The organism is Pseudomonas sp. On1, assembly GCF_033783325.1.
The window spans coordinates 233,421-250,216 of the sequence record NZ_JAWPOA010000001.1 but is presented as its reverse complement, the minus strand read 5'-3'; the positions used below and the strand labels follow the sequence as shown (position 1 = coordinate 250,216).

At 56.1% G+C, this 16,796-nt stretch carries 20 protein-coding genes; 17 read left to right on the top strand and 3 right to left on the bottom strand.

From position 1 onward, the window contains the following. Nucleotides 1-40: 40 nt before the first annotated feature. From R5C80_RS01610 to R5C80_RS01600, 3 genes are all read right to left on the bottom strand, one after another. Entirely contained in the window at nucleotides 41-1,117 is a 1,077-nt protein-coding gene (locus R5C80_RS01610; RefSeq protein ID WP_319049544.1) for a hypothetical protein, read from the bottom strand. Nucleotides 1,118-1,134: 17 nt separating this feature from the next. Beyond that, nucleotides 1,135-1,713: a hypothetical protein gene (locus R5C80_RS01605; protein WP_209418777.1), complete on the bottom strand. Its 579-nt coding sequence runs from the start codon at nucleotides 1,711-1,713 to the stop codon at nucleotides 1,135-1,137. Between the two features lie 118 nt (nucleotides 1,714-1,831). Next, a complete protein-coding gene (locus R5C80_RS01600) occupies nucleotides 1,832-2,254 on the bottom strand; it encodes a TraR/DksA family transcriptional regulator (protein ID WP_319049543.1) in 423 nt (140 codons plus the stop codon). Nucleotides 2,255-2,406: 152 nt separating this feature from the next. Between R5C80_RS01600 and R5C80_RS01595 the strand changes: the two genes are divergently transcribed. The 17 genes from R5C80_RS01595 (at nucleotide 2,407) to R5C80_RS01515 (ending at nucleotide 16,795) form a co-directional block, all read left to right on the top strand. Further along, complete coding sequence (locus tag R5C80_RS01595; RefSeq protein WP_010792914.1) at nucleotides 2,407-2,754, top strand: hypothetical protein; 348 nt, start codon at nucleotides 2,407-2,409, stop codon at nucleotides 2,752-2,754. A gap of 49 nt (nucleotides 2,755-2,803) precedes the next feature. After that, on the top strand, nucleotides 2,804-3,124 hold the full coding sequence (locus tag R5C80_RS01590; RefSeq protein WP_010792913.1) for a hypothetical protein: 321 nt from the start codon (nucleotides 2,804-2,806) through the stop codon (nucleotides 3,122-3,124). Between the two features lie 132 nt (nucleotides 3,125-3,256). Further along, the gene (locus tag R5C80_RS01585) at nucleotides 3,257-3,547 is read left to right on the top strand and encodes an HU family DNA-binding protein (RefSeq protein WP_255251287.1); all 291 of its coding nucleotides are present in this window, start codon (nucleotides 3,257-3,259) and stop codon (nucleotides 3,545-3,547) included. Nucleotides 3,548-3,653: 106 nt separating this feature from the next. Further along, nucleotides 3,654-4,139, top strand: a complete 486-nt coding sequence (locus tag R5C80_RS01580) for a hypothetical protein (RefSeq protein ID WP_010792911.1) — start codon at nucleotides 3,654-3,656, stop codon at nucleotides 4,137-4,139. A 2-nt stretch (nucleotides 4,140-4,141) separates the two neighbouring features. Beyond that, nucleotides 4,142-6,352 (top strand): helix-hairpin-helix domain-containing protein, encoded by a 2,211-nt coding sequence (locus tag R5C80_RS01575; protein WP_319049542.1) that lies wholly within the window; start codon nucleotides 4,142-4,144, stop codon nucleotides 6,350-6,352. Next, nucleotides 6,327-8,138, top strand: coding sequence for a type IV secretory system conjugative DNA transfer family protein (locus R5C80_RS01570; RefSeq protein ID WP_319049541.1), 1,812 nt, complete (start codon nucleotides 6,327-6,329; stop codon nucleotides 8,136-8,138). The genes R5C80_RS01575 and R5C80_RS01570 overlap by 26 nt, the downstream gene beginning before the upstream one ends. 36 nt (nucleotides 8,139-8,174) lie before the next feature. After that, nucleotides 8,175-8,516, top strand: a complete 342-nt coding sequence (locus tag R5C80_RS01565; RefSeq protein WP_209418784.1) for a hypothetical protein — start codon at nucleotides 8,175-8,177, stop codon at nucleotides 8,514-8,516. Nucleotides 8,517-8,620: 104 nt separating this feature from the next. Then, nucleotides 8,621-8,971, top strand: coding sequence for a hypothetical protein (locus R5C80_RS01560; protein WP_010792907.1), 351 nt, complete (start codon nucleotides 8,621-8,623; stop codon nucleotides 8,969-8,971). 3 nt (nucleotides 8,972-8,974) lie between these two features. Further along, a complete protein-coding gene (locus R5C80_RS01555) occupies nucleotides 8,975-9,370 on the top strand; it encodes a hypothetical protein (protein ID WP_010792906.1) in 396 nt (131 codons plus the stop codon). Between the two features lie 2 nt (nucleotides 9,371-9,372). After that, the gene (locus R5C80_RS01550; protein WP_010792905.1) at nucleotides 9,373-9,750 is read left to right on the top strand and encodes a hypothetical protein; all 378 of its coding nucleotides are present in this window, start codon (nucleotides 9,373-9,375) and stop codon (nucleotides 9,748-9,750) included. 1 nt (nucleotide 9,751) lies between these two features. Further along, entirely contained in the window at nucleotides 9,752-10,378 is a 627-nt protein-coding gene (locus R5C80_RS01545; RefSeq protein WP_010792904.1) for a hypothetical protein, read from the top strand. A 41-nt stretch (nucleotides 10,379-10,419) separates the two neighbouring features. Then, nucleotides 10,420-11,175 (top strand): hypothetical protein, encoded by a 756-nt coding sequence (locus R5C80_RS01540; protein WP_319049540.1) that lies wholly within the window; start codon nucleotides 10,420-10,422, stop codon nucleotides 11,173-11,175. Further along, nucleotides 11,172-12,695 (top strand): conjugal transfer protein TraB, encoded by a 1,524-nt coding sequence (locus R5C80_RS01535; protein WP_319049539.1) that lies wholly within the window; start codon nucleotides 11,172-11,174, stop codon nucleotides 12,693-12,695. The genes R5C80_RS01540 and R5C80_RS01535 overlap by 4 nt, the downstream gene beginning before the upstream one ends. A 9-nt stretch (nucleotides 12,696-12,704) precedes the next feature. Next, the gene (locus R5C80_RS01530) at nucleotides 12,705-13,028 is read left to right on the top strand and encodes a TraV family lipoprotein (RefSeq protein WP_019486152.1); all 324 of its coding nucleotides are present in this window, start codon (nucleotides 12,705-12,707) and stop codon (nucleotides 13,026-13,028) included. Between the two features lie 95 nt (nucleotides 13,029-13,123). Next, the gene (locus tag R5C80_RS01525; protein ID WP_319049538.1) at nucleotides 13,124-13,489 is read left to right on the top strand and encodes a hypothetical protein; all 366 of its coding nucleotides are present in this window, start codon (nucleotides 13,124-13,126) and stop codon (nucleotides 13,487-13,489) included. Then, nucleotides 13,489-16,437, top strand: coding sequence for a VirB4 family type IV secretion system protein (locus tag R5C80_RS01520; RefSeq protein WP_319049537.1), 2,949 nt, complete (start codon nucleotides 13,489-13,491; stop codon nucleotides 16,435-16,437). Before R5C80_RS01525 ends, R5C80_RS01520 begins: the two co-directional genes overlap by 1 nt. After that, the gene (locus tag R5C80_RS01515; RefSeq protein ID WP_019438451.1) at nucleotides 16,418-16,795 is read left to right on the top strand and encodes a hypothetical protein; all 378 of its coding nucleotides are present in this window, start codon (nucleotides 16,418-16,420) and stop codon (nucleotides 16,793-16,795) included. Before R5C80_RS01520 ends, R5C80_RS01515 begins: the two co-directional genes overlap by 20 nt. Nucleotide 16,796: the final 1 nt, after the last annotated feature.

Genomic DNA, 16,796 nt, shown 5'->3' with positions numbered 1-16,796 from the left:
AGGAGTCCGCATGAAACTGAAGGCCTCCGCTGGGGCAGAATCACTCCATTGGCGGGGGGAGCAGGATGTCAGAGAAGGGCTCAGGCACCACCACATTGTAGGGTTTCAGCTGTTCGAGGAGCCCTTTGTAGCCGAGCAACGGAATGGTTCGAGCAGGTTCACCAAGGTCGTTGCCAAAGAAGTTTTCCCAGTGCCCCAACAGCACAAGACGCGGTTTGGTCACCCTGAGGAGCCCTGTGGGGTAGTAACTGACTTGATTCCACCCTCCCCCGCAAAGGATCTCGACGTCGACGCGCTTTGAGTCAGAGATTATGGGTGGAAAGCCCCATGGAGGTTCAGCGGCGCTGTCTTGATAGTGAATGCGGTAAACCGGCCGACCATCCTCCCCGAGGAGGTCAATCATCCAGGCCAGAGTTACTTCACCAAGTCTCCAGTCCAGCAGACCAGTCGGCAAATCGTCGAGTTCCCAGTCGTACTCACCTGGGATGAAGTTATGGCCGAAGAGGTGCCCGGCATGCATGCTTCTAATAGGCATCACACGGATCGAACCCACGGAATTTGCTCCGTTTACGTCCCCATCAGTGATGACCTTCCCGTCGGAGTAAAACCATGTACCAGATCGGGAGGGATCACGATGGTCGGTTATCTGCTGCTGACTTGGCACCACCACCGCGCCAGCGCCAAAGATTCGCTGTCCTGAGCTGTTCTTTGCTGCATGAAGAATGTGCTTAACCGTTTCAGACCCGTATACGACCGCTTTCGGAGAGTGCTTATCTACGACCCGCGGCACATCGAGAAGATGATCGTAGTGCGCATGACCCACCAGAAGCATCGTCACGTCTGCTGCAGGCGGCATGTGTCTGTCGACCTTCTCGTTGTCGGCTACCACTCGGGCCGGGGGTATCCCAGGAATGCCGAGGCTGGCCGGGTTGGTGTACGAAGGCGCCAGCAATAGCCCCTCCCCACGCCAATGTATGAGCCAGCCACCTACGCCAAGAAACTGAATCTTCGGCTCATCGCCCCAATGGTGATTCTGAACCGGTAACCCTTCTGAAAGCGGCTCATGAGTACAGCCGACCAGCAAACTCAATCCCAGTACGATCGATAGCCCTCGCATGGTCGGCACCCCTGCTGTCAAGGTTCGAAGCGGTATACGCGGTGGTAGAAGGCCCAAAGCATGGAAAACATCGCGACCAGCAATACCCAGTGGGTTACCTCTGGCTTGAACAATGGCAAGAGGAAACCAAGTTTGAAGTAGTCGACTCCAAGAAGGCATACCAATAGCATGCCAAGGACCAATAGCCCCCTGGGCCCCTTCATCATGCGAAGTGGATGGGCAATAACAGCAGAGAGGGGAACTCCAAGCAGTGCCAAATAGACAACCCAGACCTGCTCCGAAGGGATCGGCTCGTTTAAGAAGCGAAGACCAGCGAAACCCAGTAGCAGCGTCAAGCAGTCCACCAGGTCAGAGACGAAGGCGCGCCTGGTGTAGCCCTTCCCAAGATCATAGTGCCTGACCATCAGCCTGCTGAATTGCAGGCAGTGGTAGCCAATGAACCAGGCAGCCATACACAGAGACCAGCCGTTTGGGGACGCGCTCTCGAGAAATACCCTGGCATGCAAGGCACTAACCGTCCAGACAAGAGCGGCTCCCAGCGCTGCCGGGTAAAGCAACCCTGAAACGAGAAAGTACATGCGGGGACCGACTTCCATGATGCAGCTCCTAGGTAAGAGATGTTCAGCCTGCATTTTGACTGATCATAGAACCTGAGGAGTGGGGAAGTAGGAAGATCGAAAGGAGAGTCGAGGGGGCATGCCCCCTCGCTGGAGGTCATGCTACACGCTGGCGCTGCGCACGACGTTCCTGAATCTCTTGAGCATCGATGCAAAGGCTTGCAGTCGGCGCGACCAAAAGGCGCTTGAGCCCAATCGGCTGCCCAAACTCAGCGCAGTAGCCATATTCTCCTTCTTCGATCCTTTTCAGTGCAGCCTCCACGTCCAGCAACTCTGCCTGGTCCCGCTTCAGCATCCGCATTTCCATCGCGCGCTGCTCTTCCGCGGAGGCAGTATCCGCCGCATCCGGGAGACGCGCCTCGGAGTCATCGCGGAACGCCTCTGCTCGTTGAGCGAGCAGGCCCTGTAGGTGCAGTTTTCGATTGAGAAGAAGTTCCTTGAAGAAAGCCAGTTGCTGGTCGGACATGTAATCCGACTCCGGCGCGGAAAGCAGTTGCTGCTGAGTGAGTAAGCTGGACATAGGCGATTCCTTGTGAAGAGGTGGATGGCCCGAGCTTAACGAGGCCTCTCCCCTCTTCAACTCAAATGCCTCCGCTAAATCCCCGGCTACGCAGTCTTGAACCACAGGACTGCACCGTTATGGTCACCGTCCACACCAGCAGGAGGACATTCATGGAATTCAAAGCGTTGGGCACTGGCCGTTCCACATTCGATGAGCACTACGGGGCGGCAGCCTATTCCCTGGGCGATCAGCTCGGTTTCATTTACTTTCGCTCAACCGGCATCGAGCCGAGCCATTGGGAAAGCCGTATCTATGAGAACGGCCTGGTAGCAATGGCGCCAGTGGCTACTGACACGGCTATCCAGGAGGCATTCGACAAAGTGGATCTCTGTGCCGCGCATGCCAGAGCTTTCTCCAGAGCGATGGAAGCTCTGAGCGCGCATGGTTGCTCCGATGAGGTGCTCTGTTTGCTAACAGCGGCAGAGGGGCAAATTCAGGAGTTGATTTCCGCTGTTTAGCGCTGAAAGAGGCTGCTACCCTTGTCGTGAGAGTCAAGAGGAACGCGCTATGCAAACCACCGTCAAAAGCGCTGCAGAAATCGAAGTCGGCCCATTCCGCTATACCGAACGAGCCTTCCTAGCTACCTTGCTTTGCCTGGCCATCGGAGCGCTGGCGTTGGCATCGATGCTCGGGAGTCACCCCACGAGCGATGCCACCTTGGGCACACGCATGCTGTCAGTGCAGATGATCGCTGCCTACCTGATCGTACCAATCACCAGTGTGGGCGGTTTCCTGTGCCACAGAGCCGGCTCTAAGGCCCTTGCCGGAATGCTCCCCCTTATAGGAGCAGGCTTCTTGGCCGGCGCGCTGGGCGCAAGCTTGATCTGATTTCCCCTTAGGCTCGGCATTGCCGAGCCGTTTTCTTTTTGTGCGGCGCGTCCATGGAATCCAATCGCTGCAGAAGACCAGTTTCACTTGGAGGCCACCAGGCCGCCGTTATACTGCTTACTTCACCCCCTGATTTACATGGAGAAATGCGTGAATAAACAAGAACTTATCAACCAAATCGCCGAGTCCGCGGACATCACCAAGGCTGTCGCTGGGAAAGCACTGGATGCGGTGATCGAGTCCGTGACTTCCGCGCTGAAGGCCGGTGACACTGTGACGCTGGTGGGCTTTGGCTCATTTTTGGTAAAGGAGCGCGCTGCGCGCGAGGGTCGCAATCCTCAAACCGGGAATCCTGTCCAGATTGCTGCTGCGAAGATTCCTGGCTTCAAGCCGGGCAAGGCGCTCAAGGACGCGATCAACTGATCGCTCCATCGCAAGACAACCCCGCCCTTCGGCGGGGTTTTTTTTGATATCCCCCAAAAAAGGGGCACTCCCTTTCCATTATTGGATTGAACAAGGATTTCAAGACATGAAATACATCCACACTCCTGAAGCGAAGGCATTCCTGGTCGACGGCAGCACTTGGCCGGCCACCATAAACACTTCGCTCCCCCATTTCCTCGCCAAGGCATCCGGCATGCTCTTTGGCGGCAAGAGCAGCCAGGAGATCCGCCTGGCTGAAGGTCAAGTTCTACCCAAAATTGAGCATGCGCGCAGTCTGGTACTACGCCAGCTCCGCCCATTCCTGTTTGTCGACCCGACAGGGCTGTTCAACGGCATGGAGCCGGTTGCTGCATACGATAAGTCGCTGATCGTCGCAGACCAGGTCCTGGTGGCTGTTGATCTGCTTGAGGACTTCGACATTTTCGTTGGGCTGACCCGCCTGTATCCGGCCTTGGTGAACGATGCTGCGGCCGTGAGAGCCGAACTCGCCAACCAGATTGCCCGTAGCTACAACGGCGTCCACAAGAGCGTACGGAACGTGAATAGCGGCCGCGCGCACCCAAGCGGATGAGCATGACTGATCTAATTCCTGACGGGGCTGAAGCCCTCACCCGCGAACGCGGCACCCTAGTCGATATTGTTTTCCGTGATCCCGCCGGTCCTTGGTCGGTTTGTACCTTCCGGCGGGAAGACAACACTTCCTTCACCGGTACCGGCAATTTCGGCAACGCAATCCTCTATGAGGACTACATCCTGTACGGCAAGCGCGTACCGGATATCGACGGCGCTGATTTCGATGTCAGCCAGTTCACCTCGATGCCACCAGCGAAGGTTGAGTCACTGGTTGGATATCTCAGCGTCCTCACTGGCGTCCCTCGCAGCGTTACGAGCAAGGCTGTCCAGCACTTCGGCGAAAGCCTGATTCCAATTCTGGACCAATCCCCAGATAGACTCGTGGAAGCTGGAATCCCCCCGCAAGAAGCCCAGGTCTTAGGCCAGGTTTGGGCTGATCAACGAAGTGAGCAACTCGCACTCGCACAGATCGACGTCGAGGGTATTCCGCCGGCGAAGCTGGCAACCCTGCAACGTCGCTTAGGCTATGCCGCGAACCTCAGTGAGGTTTTGAAAGAAGACCCTTATCTGCTCTACGTCCATTTCGAGGACATTCTCTTCACTTCCGCGCTGAACCTCGCGAAAAGGTTTGGAGTGACCAACAACACAGTCTCTGCAGTTAAAGGCGCGGTGGTCGGCGTGCTCCGCCGGGAGGCTTGGCTCGGGCACAGCTACGTTGAAGGTAGGCCGCTCATCGAGTCGGTCATGAAGATGCTTCGACTCACCAAAGATGAGATCAAGCCCCTCATTGCTCAGGCCGTAACAGACCTCGCCATGGCCAAGGTTGTCCATGCCAGCGGCGGACAGCTACAACTCCTGAGCCTGCACGAAGCAGAAAACAAACTGGCCGGCCTCGTGCGGAAATGGGCAGCACTGGACTGCAAAGACGCCGAGGACCTGGTGCCCACCGAAAAGATGGCCACCAAGCTCTTGAAGCCACTGGGCCTTGAAAACGGGGCTGCGAAGACGTTGTCAGCAGGACTCCGCTCGCTCTTGGGAGAACGTTTTGCGCTTATCCAGTGCGAAACCCTCACAGACCAAATGCTGGTTATCAAGGGGCTTCAACTCTTCCTGAAAGCCTTCGGCGCAGACGCCATCTATTCCGCATATACCAACGAGATGGCTGATGAAGTCAGCCGACTGCTCGATGACGACAGTGTCGTCGTCACGTACTCGGCCTTGATAGGCATTGATCCAAAGACAGGGGTGCCTTCACAGCATGGCAAAAGACCGATCAACGCGGATGTGTTGATTCTTGCCGGGGCGGACTCGCTTGGGATAGAGGAAATGGTGAACGTCCTGCGCGCCGTACCAGATTCGAGCAGGGTTTTCCTGCTTGGGGCAGCGAAGGACCTACCAGCTCACTCCATTGGCCAACCGTTCGCGGAGCTCACCCAAGGCGGGACGGCGCGAGTTTTCCAGGCGAGCTTTTGGTTGCCAGCCAGATCACCGCAACGCGAAGCATCGCGGCGTATCTGGAGCGGGACGCTCAAAGCGAACGACGAAACCTTCGACCCAACCCAAGCGATATCTTGGCTGTCGGTGCCATCCGAGCTGCTCATCGAGACCTTACCTGTTGTGGTTAGGGAGTTCGCCCAGCAGCTACAGGTAGACCCGCTGCTCGATATCAGGGTTGTAGTCCCAGCCGCCAAGGGGCCTCGAGGTGAGGACATGGTGGGCCCGCTGTCTGCAGCGATCGCTCGGGAGTTCACTGGCGAGGAGCACCTGGTTGAGTTCCATGGAAAAGGGCTGTTCAAAGGATTGCCTTTCGTGGTTAGGCAATCCGTCGCCAGCACAAACCATCCACCCTTTTCCGTATTCACCGCTGCTGAAATCAATCCAGAACGACTGAACGCTGTAGACCGAGCTGGTAACCATTACTTGCTCAGCCTGGCAGAGCGCCTCGATGTGTTCCAGGGCGCTGTCATGACGCCGAAGCTCATCCGGGGGCGAGTCTACGACGTTGTCGTCTTGGTGGTCGGCGAAGGCCAGCAGGACCTCATCAACACCACCCTCATCTCGACTCTCCTGAACAGTGCGAAGACCACCTTGCTGGTGGTTGGGGCACTCGACGGATTGCTGACGGGATATTCCCTGCGCGAACCGACTGTTGCCCGGTCTCTTCTCCCTAAACGGATAAATCCAGATGTCGATCAAATCAGCGCGCCTTGAGGCGCTTGCCGCCGAGCATGCGGAAATTCAGCGACAGCGAAATATCGCAATCAGCCTTCCGTTGGTAGGGGCAGCAATTCCATTTGTGCCGCTCCCCCTGACGGTGGCCATCGCTGCAGGCTGCGCTATCTGGTCCCTGCTGCTTGATCGGAAAGAAGCAGAAGCGTCTACCACGGATATCTGGGACGCCGGTTACATCGAAGCCCCGATTCCGGATTGCGACTTCCGCCGCTCTACCTTTCTGGGCAAGGCCATTCCTTGGACAGAGTGGAAGGATCGCGTTGACGCGATCACGAGTACGAAGGGCATCGCCACTGCTGACGATGTCCGGCGGGAGTTGATCGACACCTATCCATCAATGATCCCATTCATGCTGTCCGACGACATCATGACTCGCCATGTAGCGCTGCTCGCTGCAACCGGGACCGGCAAGACCGAACTGCTTCTGGCAATCATCCAACAACAGATAAAAAAAGGGGCTGGCCTTCTGCTTATCGAAGCGAAGTCAGACTCTGATTTCTCGGGCTCGATTTACGGAATGATGGAAGCGGCCGGCCGTCTCGATGAGTTGCTGATCATCAACTTCGAGTTCCCGGAAATGTCGCATACCTACAATCCGTTCTTCTCGGGTGGGGTACGCGCAACCATTTCCACTGCGATGAAGCTCCAAGCCAACTCCAAAGAGGAGTTCTGGACGGACATTGCTCGCTACTCCCTGACTGCCGCGGTGCTGGCGCTGAAGCTGCAGCCCGGGGAGCCAGTGTTCCACATCAAGGACATCATTGCGGTCCTGTCCGACTTCGACCTGCTGCTGAGCTTTATCCGCAACATTCGGGTGTCCGACTCCATCTACCACAGCGATGGTGTCGAGTGGCTGCACTCATACCTTCGCTTCTGGTTCGACGAAGAAAAACAGGTGTGGAATCTGCGCGGGTACAAGCAGTTACTCCAAGGACTTGTGTCCAAGCTTTCGGCCTTCGCCCATTCCGAATACTCCAGCATCGTCAACACCTACAGCCCGGATGTCGACCTTAAAGAGGCGATCCTCCAGAACAAGGTTGTGGTGTTGTCCATGTCGTCGCTTGCCGACAAAGATGGTGTGAAGCTATTCGGCAAATTGTTCATTTCTGATCTGGCTCGAGCGGTCGGCGAAATCCAGCTCTCGAAAGCCAAACCGCTAATGATGTGCCCGGCCATTTTTGACGAGTACCCATCTTTCATGGACGAGAGCCAGGTAGACCTGTTCCAGCTGGCGCGGTCGGCGAATGTGCCCATCATCATTGCTTTCCAAGGCGTTGGCTTCCTCCAGAACATTTCCCCTGCCTTCGTCGAGATGGTACTGGGCAACTGCTGGACACACCTGTACTGCGACATCCGGGATGCCCAGACGCGGGAGTTCGCCGTCAAGCTCGCGGGGACGATGATCAAAAGGTTCGTCCAAGAGTCCTCTGGCAGCAGCACGGGGCAGAGTTACGCATCCGAGCAATCAGGTCTCTACACAAACGACTCGGAAGGCGCCAGCTCAAGTACCGGATACAAGGCGACGCGGGAGGACATCCTGCAACCCGAAGACTTTGCGTCGCTCGACCAGGGCGACGGGATCATCGTCGCGAAGTCGGGAACCTATCGTGTCCGCATGCCGTTGGTGAGGAATAGCTTCCCGAACGTCCACTTCAAGGACATGCGACTGGTCCGCAGGCCACGTCGAGCGCGCTCTGGCGTCAACGCCTGGCAACGATTCCACGAGAAGAACAAGGCAATGCTGGAGAAGCTGACTCAAGGCTGAATTTAGCATGCGAAACTCGACCATTGAGGAGACGCCATGAATTGGCAAGACAAACTGCGGCAGTGGGATTGGGACTTCGGGGTTGTATGGGACTGGTTTCTCGATATTACCCAGTTCCATGTGCAGCGAATCGGTTGGCCCGCTTACTTGGCCATCGGTGCCGTGATCATCTGCCTCGGGCTTGCTTTCCAGCCTACTCGAGGCCTCACCTCTCTGCTGATTAACGCCTTCGTCCGAATGATTTTCACCTACGTGCAGATCGTACTGTCGTTGGTAACCGTGCAGCTGTTCGGATTCCTGGGCAAGGTGCTCCTTGCACAATTTCATCGAACCAGGCGCTGGGTTGGCCAGCTGTTCGATGAGAAAAAAGCCTCTTAACTCTCTGCTCCCCTCCCCTCGGGCCGGCCCAAAGCCGGCCTGTCACTACCGACCCTCAAAAAAGGGGCACTCACTTTCCACTATTTGGGAAAGGAGGGCCCTTTATGAACTTTCACGCATGGGCTTTAGGGATCGGATATCTGGCGGCCATTGCCGTCCAGCCAGCATTTGCTGAATCCGACCCGTACGTAATCGATCAGCGCGATCCCCGGTATCAGCGTGCCATTGAGCACCTGTCTCTCGCTGCTCAAAACCTTCGCATGGCTCAGGACGAACTCAAGAAGGCCGAAGCCAGCGCCCCACTTCCAGGGCTGGATCTCGTAAGGATGCTCGCACAGGTCCGGCCCGTGGAAGAGACCATCAACGTAGTTCTGCAACCGGAGCAAAAGCGGCTCCGTTACCAGACCGTTACCCCCGATGGCCTGTTTTTCACCCCAACTCGAGTCGGAGATTGACCCATGCAAATGACTGGCCTCGCGCCGCAACTGAAAACGGAGGACCTCAAACGCTTTGCGTTGGGGATTCTCGCACTGGCGGTGACCATCTTCATCGTCGCCATGCCCGATATCGCCATGGCTGCGTTCGACGGCGATTTCGCGCCGGACGAGACGATCGCGAAGAACTCCAACAACAGCTTCCTCTACTGGTGGCGTCTGATTGCCAGTTACGGTCTCTGGGCCGGGTTGGCGCTTCTGCTGCTGTCGGTGCTTTTCGCAGGCGCACGCGGCTGGTGGGTATTCGTGCTCGTGGTTCTGATTTCCCTCTTCGGTGAAACCGTAGTGGTCAAGGCCGGTAACCTGGCCGGCTTCAACATGGCCGGTGGCACTGGTTCCAGTTCTTCGGGGACCAAGTAACCATGCGCTTGAGAGTCACAACTGAAGCACCGACTTATGCCTTCGCGACGAGCCCGGTGAACTTCGGAGGCCTCACTCAAGAGGACCTTCTGTTCTTCATCGTTCCCTTGGTGATCGTCAGCAAAACCACAGGCGAAAACCTTTGGGCCTTTGCCGTTGCATTTTTCTGCCTGTGGCTCTTCAAGCGTTCCACGAGAAATAAGCCTCAGGGCTTCCTAGCCCTGATGGCCTCAACTTTCGTAGGCGACCTCTACGTAATGACGAGCGAGTTCCCTGCCCTTCAAAAGGCAGTCGGGAAGTTCGGTCGCTTCACTGCGCGGATCTGGCTCGAGATCGGGCTGATTCCCTCACCGTCTTACTGCAACCGATACGAGCCCTGACATGAGTGAGCAATACGGCGCACCGTTGAAGTATTTCAATTTGCTCGGCGCAAGTGATCTTCGTGCGGGCAGAGCCATCATTACGCTGATCGCCATCTCAGCGGTTTTTGCAGTCGTTATCGCCGTGCTGGTTGGCATGAATAGGGAACTGCAGGAAACAAACCGGAGATTGCAAAGCGAGCGAATCATGTATGGATTCCCAAACTCTGAGGGGATCTTTATCAGCGAGCGGCAGATTCCACAGAGACACATCATTGCATTCGTGGCTGTCTTCCTTGACAACTACTACAACTTCACTCCTCTGTCAGCTCGAACCAATGCCGAAGAAGCATTGAGAATGATGTCGCCACGTCTCCGCGCGCTGAAGGAAGATAGTTTGAAGATCGTTGCAAACCAGTCGGTTGAGCAGCAGATCACACAGGTATTCACAAAATCTTCTCCATATCAAGTCGAAGTTACCCCACAGGGTTATGTGGTGTCCTTCACTGCTGAACGCCACAGGGCCACTTTGAATAGGGTTTTCAACAAGGCTAAGTACAATGTGAAAATTCTAATCAAGCCAGTCAAGCCTTCGAAGTTCTACGAGTGGGCGGTTGTGGCTGATGACTTCGACATCCAGGAGATTTAGGGTTGAAGAAGCGACTGATAGCTGCCGGCCTTTGCGCAGCCATGTCAACCACGATATTTGCGAGCGACGAGTGCAACCGGAATCCGCGCACTGTTGTTTACAACAACTCGCCAGTTGACATTTACATTTCAAACGACACCCAGCGTGCAGAGGTTTTGTTCCCCGAGCCCTACCTCGACGGTATTTATGTAGAGGTAACTCAGGGGATGGACTTCTATCCGTCCCCTATCAAAAACAAGCTCGCCTTTCAAGCGACAGATCCGCTGTATACGGGCCTTGTTTATGTCGATGCGCCGTCCAAGCAAACGTACATTCTCAAGCTAATAACCAGGCCTGGTTGCGCAGACAGCCAAGTCACTATTTCGGGCCAGCCGATTGCTGATAGGTCCGCCATGGCGCGAGACTCCCGTGGAAGAATTAAAGGTCTGATGAACTATCTCTACGATGGGAAACTGCCTTCGGGATATCGCGAACAGGACTTTTCCCGACTTTCAGAGGCTGATCGTATCGTGTTTCGGCAGGGCTCGCTGGAATTCAAACTTCGCTCCCAAGTTGTGGGTCCGAAGTACATCGGCACTACTTACGAAGTCATCAACAACGGTCGCACGTCAACAAAAGTCGCCATTGATCAAATCGACTATGGCAACAAGGCCGTACGCGAGTCCCTTGGAATTGCCAGACAAGTTTCCATGCTCCCTTCCTCTCGGATTCTAGGCCCCTCCCCCGAATACATTACCGAGGTCTACGGAGAGTCACATCGCGGGTTGCTATTCATCGTATCGGAGAAAGTAAAGTGAGCGCCGATAACGATCAGAAGAAGAACGTAATAACGAAGCAACGCGGCCTATATATCGTCGCTGCAGTTGGTGCGCTTGGTGTTGCCATGAACTTCATGGGCGGCAACAGCGAAACCACAGGTGCGACTTCGGTTGACGCACCCAAGGCAGTTGAGGTTGGCAGTGACAAAGTCAACTCGATCACCATCCAGGATAAAGATGCTGCACTGACTCAGTTCGCCAAGAAGATCGAAACCCTTGAGGACAAGATCAAGCGCGGCGAGGAGGATCGCGAGGCTCTCAAGGCGAAGATGCTTGAGGACCAACGCAAAGCAGAGCAGAAATCGAACACTGAGATTCGAGCTCTCAGTGAAGAAGTTGCGCAGCTACGAAAAGATCAGGTAGACGGTGTTTACGGTGGTATCAACAAGCTGGACAAAGGGTCCAGCATGCCATTGCCACCCTCCTCTTCTGAAGGGCTAAACCTCGAGGACTTTTCACTCGAGCCGCCAATGCCGGCAGTTTCTGCAAACCCATCGAACTCCAACCGTTACGGACCGAACTATTTCCTGCTCAATGGAGGGGACGCGGGCGGTCAGCAATTCAACGGAAAAAGCGGAGGAGGCGCGGGCTCAACTGCTGAGACCGAGCAACAACTGTTTGCCAATATGACAGCTCCTGAGACGAATGGCATTCAGCGCGCGGGCGTGAATACCTACAACGAGACCGACGCGACCCTGGCAAAGCTGAACGGCCGCCAGCCGAACCCTGACCCGATGCCGGCAGCCCAGTCTCTCAACGCCTCCCTGCCAACCCAGATCCAGCGCGAAACGTATGAAGTACCAGCCTTCTCGTTTGTTGAAGTCACCACGCTTCACGGGGTTGCGTGCCCGATCGGCGCCAATGCGCCAGGGGCGTCCGAAGAAGGGAAAATTCCCGCACGACCGGTAGTCCTTCCGGTGCGCGGTATTTTCAAGGGTCCCAACGGCGCCGAACGAGATCTCGGCACTATCCACCTGATGGGTCTCTGCTCTGGTAACCGCAATTCCAGCTCGAATACGGGCCGCGCGACCATTCGCATCGAGCAACTCTCCTACTGGGACGAGACCGGTGGTGCCCAGACGGTCCCTGCAACCGGGTACATCGTCGATACGCGGGACAACGAGCAAGACGTCTACGGCCGCCTGGACAAGGCCTCAGGCCGCACCCTCGCACTCCAGTCAGCTGCAGCAGCCGCAGCGGCCTATGCCTCCACCCTGAGCCAGGCCGAGTTCACTACGAATAGCGCGATGGAAAACGGAACCAGCTCAACCACCAGCCAGTTAACCGGGAACGCCACGAAGGCGGCGGTCAACGAGGGCATCGCCGGGATGTTCAAGAAGATCTCGGAGCGATTCGAGCGAGAAGCAAACGCTGCGGTAGACACCGTCATCGTCGAGCCGGGCATCAAGCTGCGCTTCGTAACTGACCAAACCTTCCGTGTTTTGAAACCTGCTGAGGCGTTCGACATTGACCCCGGCATGTACGACACCCTGATCTAGGAACCAGCCATGAACATCCGCCCATTCTTGGCCTTGGCCACCGCATTGCTTCTCAGCGGTTGTGCCAGTGAGGAACCTTTCAAAAACAGTGCTTCGATGGACCAGATCTACGATGCGGTCCATGGCAGCGCCAGCAGAGACACGGTCTCGCTCCTGCGCCAAGGCCTGCGTGCGCGGCCAGAGCTTGGCTCGTCGGAACCGTACTTTCCGATCCGAAATCCGGACGTTGTAGCGCCGGTTTGGGTAGTGCCATACGCCGACGCTAAAACCGGCGTGAAGCATGGCGGCCGCTGGGATTACATCATCGTGGAGGAAGCAGATTGGGCAAACTGACCATCGGCTTCTGTCTCCTGGCAGCGGCATCCACGGCTTTGGCTGAGGGTGTTCCCCAGATGTACAAAGATGCCATTCGCGAACACCACACAAAGATGATCCTGGGATCAGGCCAAGATCTGACTGTTCTTCAACCTGACGTCGTTCTCTATCGAAAAATTTTCCAAAAGGAAAACACAACCGATCGCCGCGAGCTGATTCAGGCAGACGAAATCCCGTGGGCTCAACTCTTCAAGAACCAGGACCTCACCCTTGGTGAAATCGTCCGACTCTCGGCCGCAGCGTCCGGCTACGACTCTCGCTTCGATCCGCAAGTCAACCAAGACCAAGTGATCAAGCTTAACTCGCATCCCAACTCGCTGCGCGACCTTGCGGAATACCTCACTCGAGTCAGTGGCGCTCGTGTGACCGTTTACCCGGAAGGGCGCGTGGTTACAGCAACACTCAAGGGGCAGGGTTGATGGCCAAGGTAAAAATTGACGACCTGCATCTCTACGACACTGAGTTGGCTGGCTTGGCTCGCCGCGGGTATCAGGGCGGCATGCCCATCCAGTTGCTTTCCGATGCATTCCTGTACGAGAAGCATGGCAGCTATTTCCACACCATTGATGGTCGCTTCGCAAAAATCTGGAAGCTACGAGGTATGGATGCCTCGCTCCTGAACAACGATGACCTGTGGTCCCTCAGTAAAGGTCTTGGTGATGTACTGAACAAGTACCCATCAGGATCGGCCGGCCAATTCATCCGTCACACCCATCGAGATATTCGCGAAGTTCTCGGGATCTACCGTGCCGGCATTGAAGGCGGAGAAGATGAGTTCGCCCTAGAAATCGCGAACTCGATCGTCGAACGACAGATCGTTGCGGCAAGCTCGCCTGAGGGTTTCTTCACAAAGCTCTCCACCGAGGTCCTTGAGCGCATGCGTGAGGACTCTCTGGCCGAGATCGAGGATGAGAAGCTTCGAAATAATGTTCGGACTCTTCTCATGGGCGGTGACCCCTGGGCAGAAGAGGGAGAGGATGACGTTCGGGCCAATGTCACCGAGCAGATCGAGCGCGAAGTAAGCCAAGGTCGTTACCCTTTTGTAACGGACTTCTATCTGGTCTTGCTCTGGAGTCCGGATTACCTCTTCGGCAAGTTCATCGACAACACCGCGAAGAACGCACTGGCTTCGATGGGGCTTATCGACGCCAACAAGCTGGCTCATAAGGAATACACGAAGCACGCAAGACGCTTTGGCCAGCTCTGTCATGAGATCGGCCAGGCTCTGGCCACGTTCGGGTTCCAGCCGGGCTCGCTAAACGGCCAAGGCCTCATCAACCTTCAGTACCAGCTTTTCAACCCCGTTCGCTGCTTCAAGGTCGACCCGCCTAAGTACCGGCCTGACTTGCCCATCCTGGAATGCTTGAAGAACCCGAGCCAAGTCGCGTACCGGGAAACGCTCAACAATGCCCCGATGTTCGCCTCTGTTGAAACCGAGGAGAAAGGCTGGACGATTCACGATTCTGGCGTCCCCTACTTCATCCGCCCAGTCTCGGTACTGGGTAAACCAACCTCAAGCTTCCCGGGCATGCTGCAGGTAGCCATGTCGGGCATCGAGAGCGAATCGCTGATCACCATCAACTGGAGCGTGCCATCCCCAATAGCGATGATGAGCCGCCTCTGGACTCGTGGGCGCATGCAATCCGGGAAAGAAGCCATGAAAATTGGCGACAAGGATCTGCTGGCTCAACAGCGCAATGATCTGGAGAAGGTCAAATCCAAGATCAGTGCGGAAAACGCCAACAACCGCGAGCAGTTTTTTGACGTGTCGCTTCACATCAACCTGATGGGGTTCGTCGAGGCCCAGGTCGATGATCAAGCCATGCAGTTGGAGAACATGCTTTGGCGTGTGGGACACAAAGAAACACTTCGCGGCGACGCTGCTGTCAGGAACAGCATGCCGTTGAACTTCCGAAAGAGCAGCATGAAGCTCTTCCGTCGTGACACCCCTCACCTCACGGAAAGCTTGTCCCATCTGTGTCCGTTCTTTGTTGAGTACCAAGGCTGTTCCGACCCTGCAATTCTGATGAACAACAGGGCGGGACAGCCGATCTATCTGGACCTCTGGGGCCAGATGACGAACACAGCGCACAGCCTGATTTGCGGCAGTACAGGTACAGGTAAGTCGTTCACCTTCAACAACCTGTTGATGGCTTTGAGGGTTAAGTACCGACCGAAAGTCTGGATCATCGACAAGGGTGACTCCTACGAGAGCCTCTGCCTGGTTCTCGATGGCAACTACATTCGCCTTGCGACCGAGCCGTTCAAAGAGCCGATCACCGGGCGGACCATCAACCCCATCTGTATCAACCCGTTCTGGATCGGTAAAAACGACGACGGCAACAACGAAATGCCGACGTTGGAAGACATGTTCTTCATTGCTCGCATGCTGGTGATGATGATCACCTCCAGCGCTGCAGAGCAGTCCAGAACATCGGTCATTACTCCAGTGACAGTGCCTCTTCTGTACCAGGCACTCAACGAGTTCTATACCGACTGGGTAGCTACCAAGCCGAAGGACGAACCTCGTTTCAGGGACTTCATCCCTTACCTCGACAAAACAGAGTTCACTGAACAGTCGGGCAGATCCCTCGTCCAGGCGCTCACCCTCTACTACGGGGCCGGGCCTTTTGCAGCTCTCTTTGACGGCTTCCTGCAGGTCCAATGGGAGAACGACTTTACCGTTCTCGAAACCCAGCGGATGGCAAAGTCTCCTGCCCTACCCGTAGTCACTCTGGCCCTGTTCCGCCAGATCGACTTGTACTGCAAGTTCAAGCTTGAACGTAGCCGCAAGAAGATCGTGGCTGTCGACGAGGCGTGGGCAACCCTTTCTGACCCGACTGCAGCATCGGCGCTCTCCAGCTTCTATCGAGAACTCCGCCGCTATGGTGCCGGCTGCTTGCTGATTTCTCAGACCGTGAAGGACTTCGTCAACCTGATCCGTGCTGAGTCCGGTGGGAATGGCGAGTCACAGGACGGCATCCTCGAGAACACAAGCCATTACTTCTTCCTGGCCTGCTCGCAGTCGGACTACGACATCGCGAAGGAATTCCTCGCATTTACTGCCGAGGAGATTGAGCTTTGGCGATCGCTTGCATCTCTGCCCCCGCTGTACAGCGAAGTCTTTTACCGGATGCGGACAACCAAATCCGAATACTACAGCGGTGTCTTCCGGCTCTTCGCCAGCCCCATGGCGCTTTGGATCGCCTCGTCCCATCCGGACGACTACCAAATGCGCGAGCGCAAGACCCAGGAGCTTGTTCAGAAGCACTCCATCTCCGAATCAAAAGCTCGCCAGAAGGCAATCTCCGAGCTCGCAAAATCTCACCCATATGGTGCTCGATACCATGTCAATCAAGCTGCTTAAAACCCTCGCGGCGGTAGCCGCACTCGCCTCGCTCGCAGCTTGTTCGTCGAAGTACGAACCGCGCGAAACGATCATCGAGGAGCAGGCCAAGCCTATTAAGCCCCTCTACGCCCCCAAAACCGAACTCGAGCGCCGCGCTTACGAGGAAGGTGTCACACAGGTTCTCACAGATCTGAAGGGAAAGATGCGTGCACGCGATCGGTTCACCTGGGACCCACCGATCATTCAGTGCGGTGTTGATATTCCTGCACGGGTGCAAAACGGAATGCTGGTCCCGGGCCACAAGGAATGCGTCCAGATCGCTCCAGGTCGCTGGACCGAAGAAGCACCAACCTATCTGCCGGTATTGGGAAATTAAG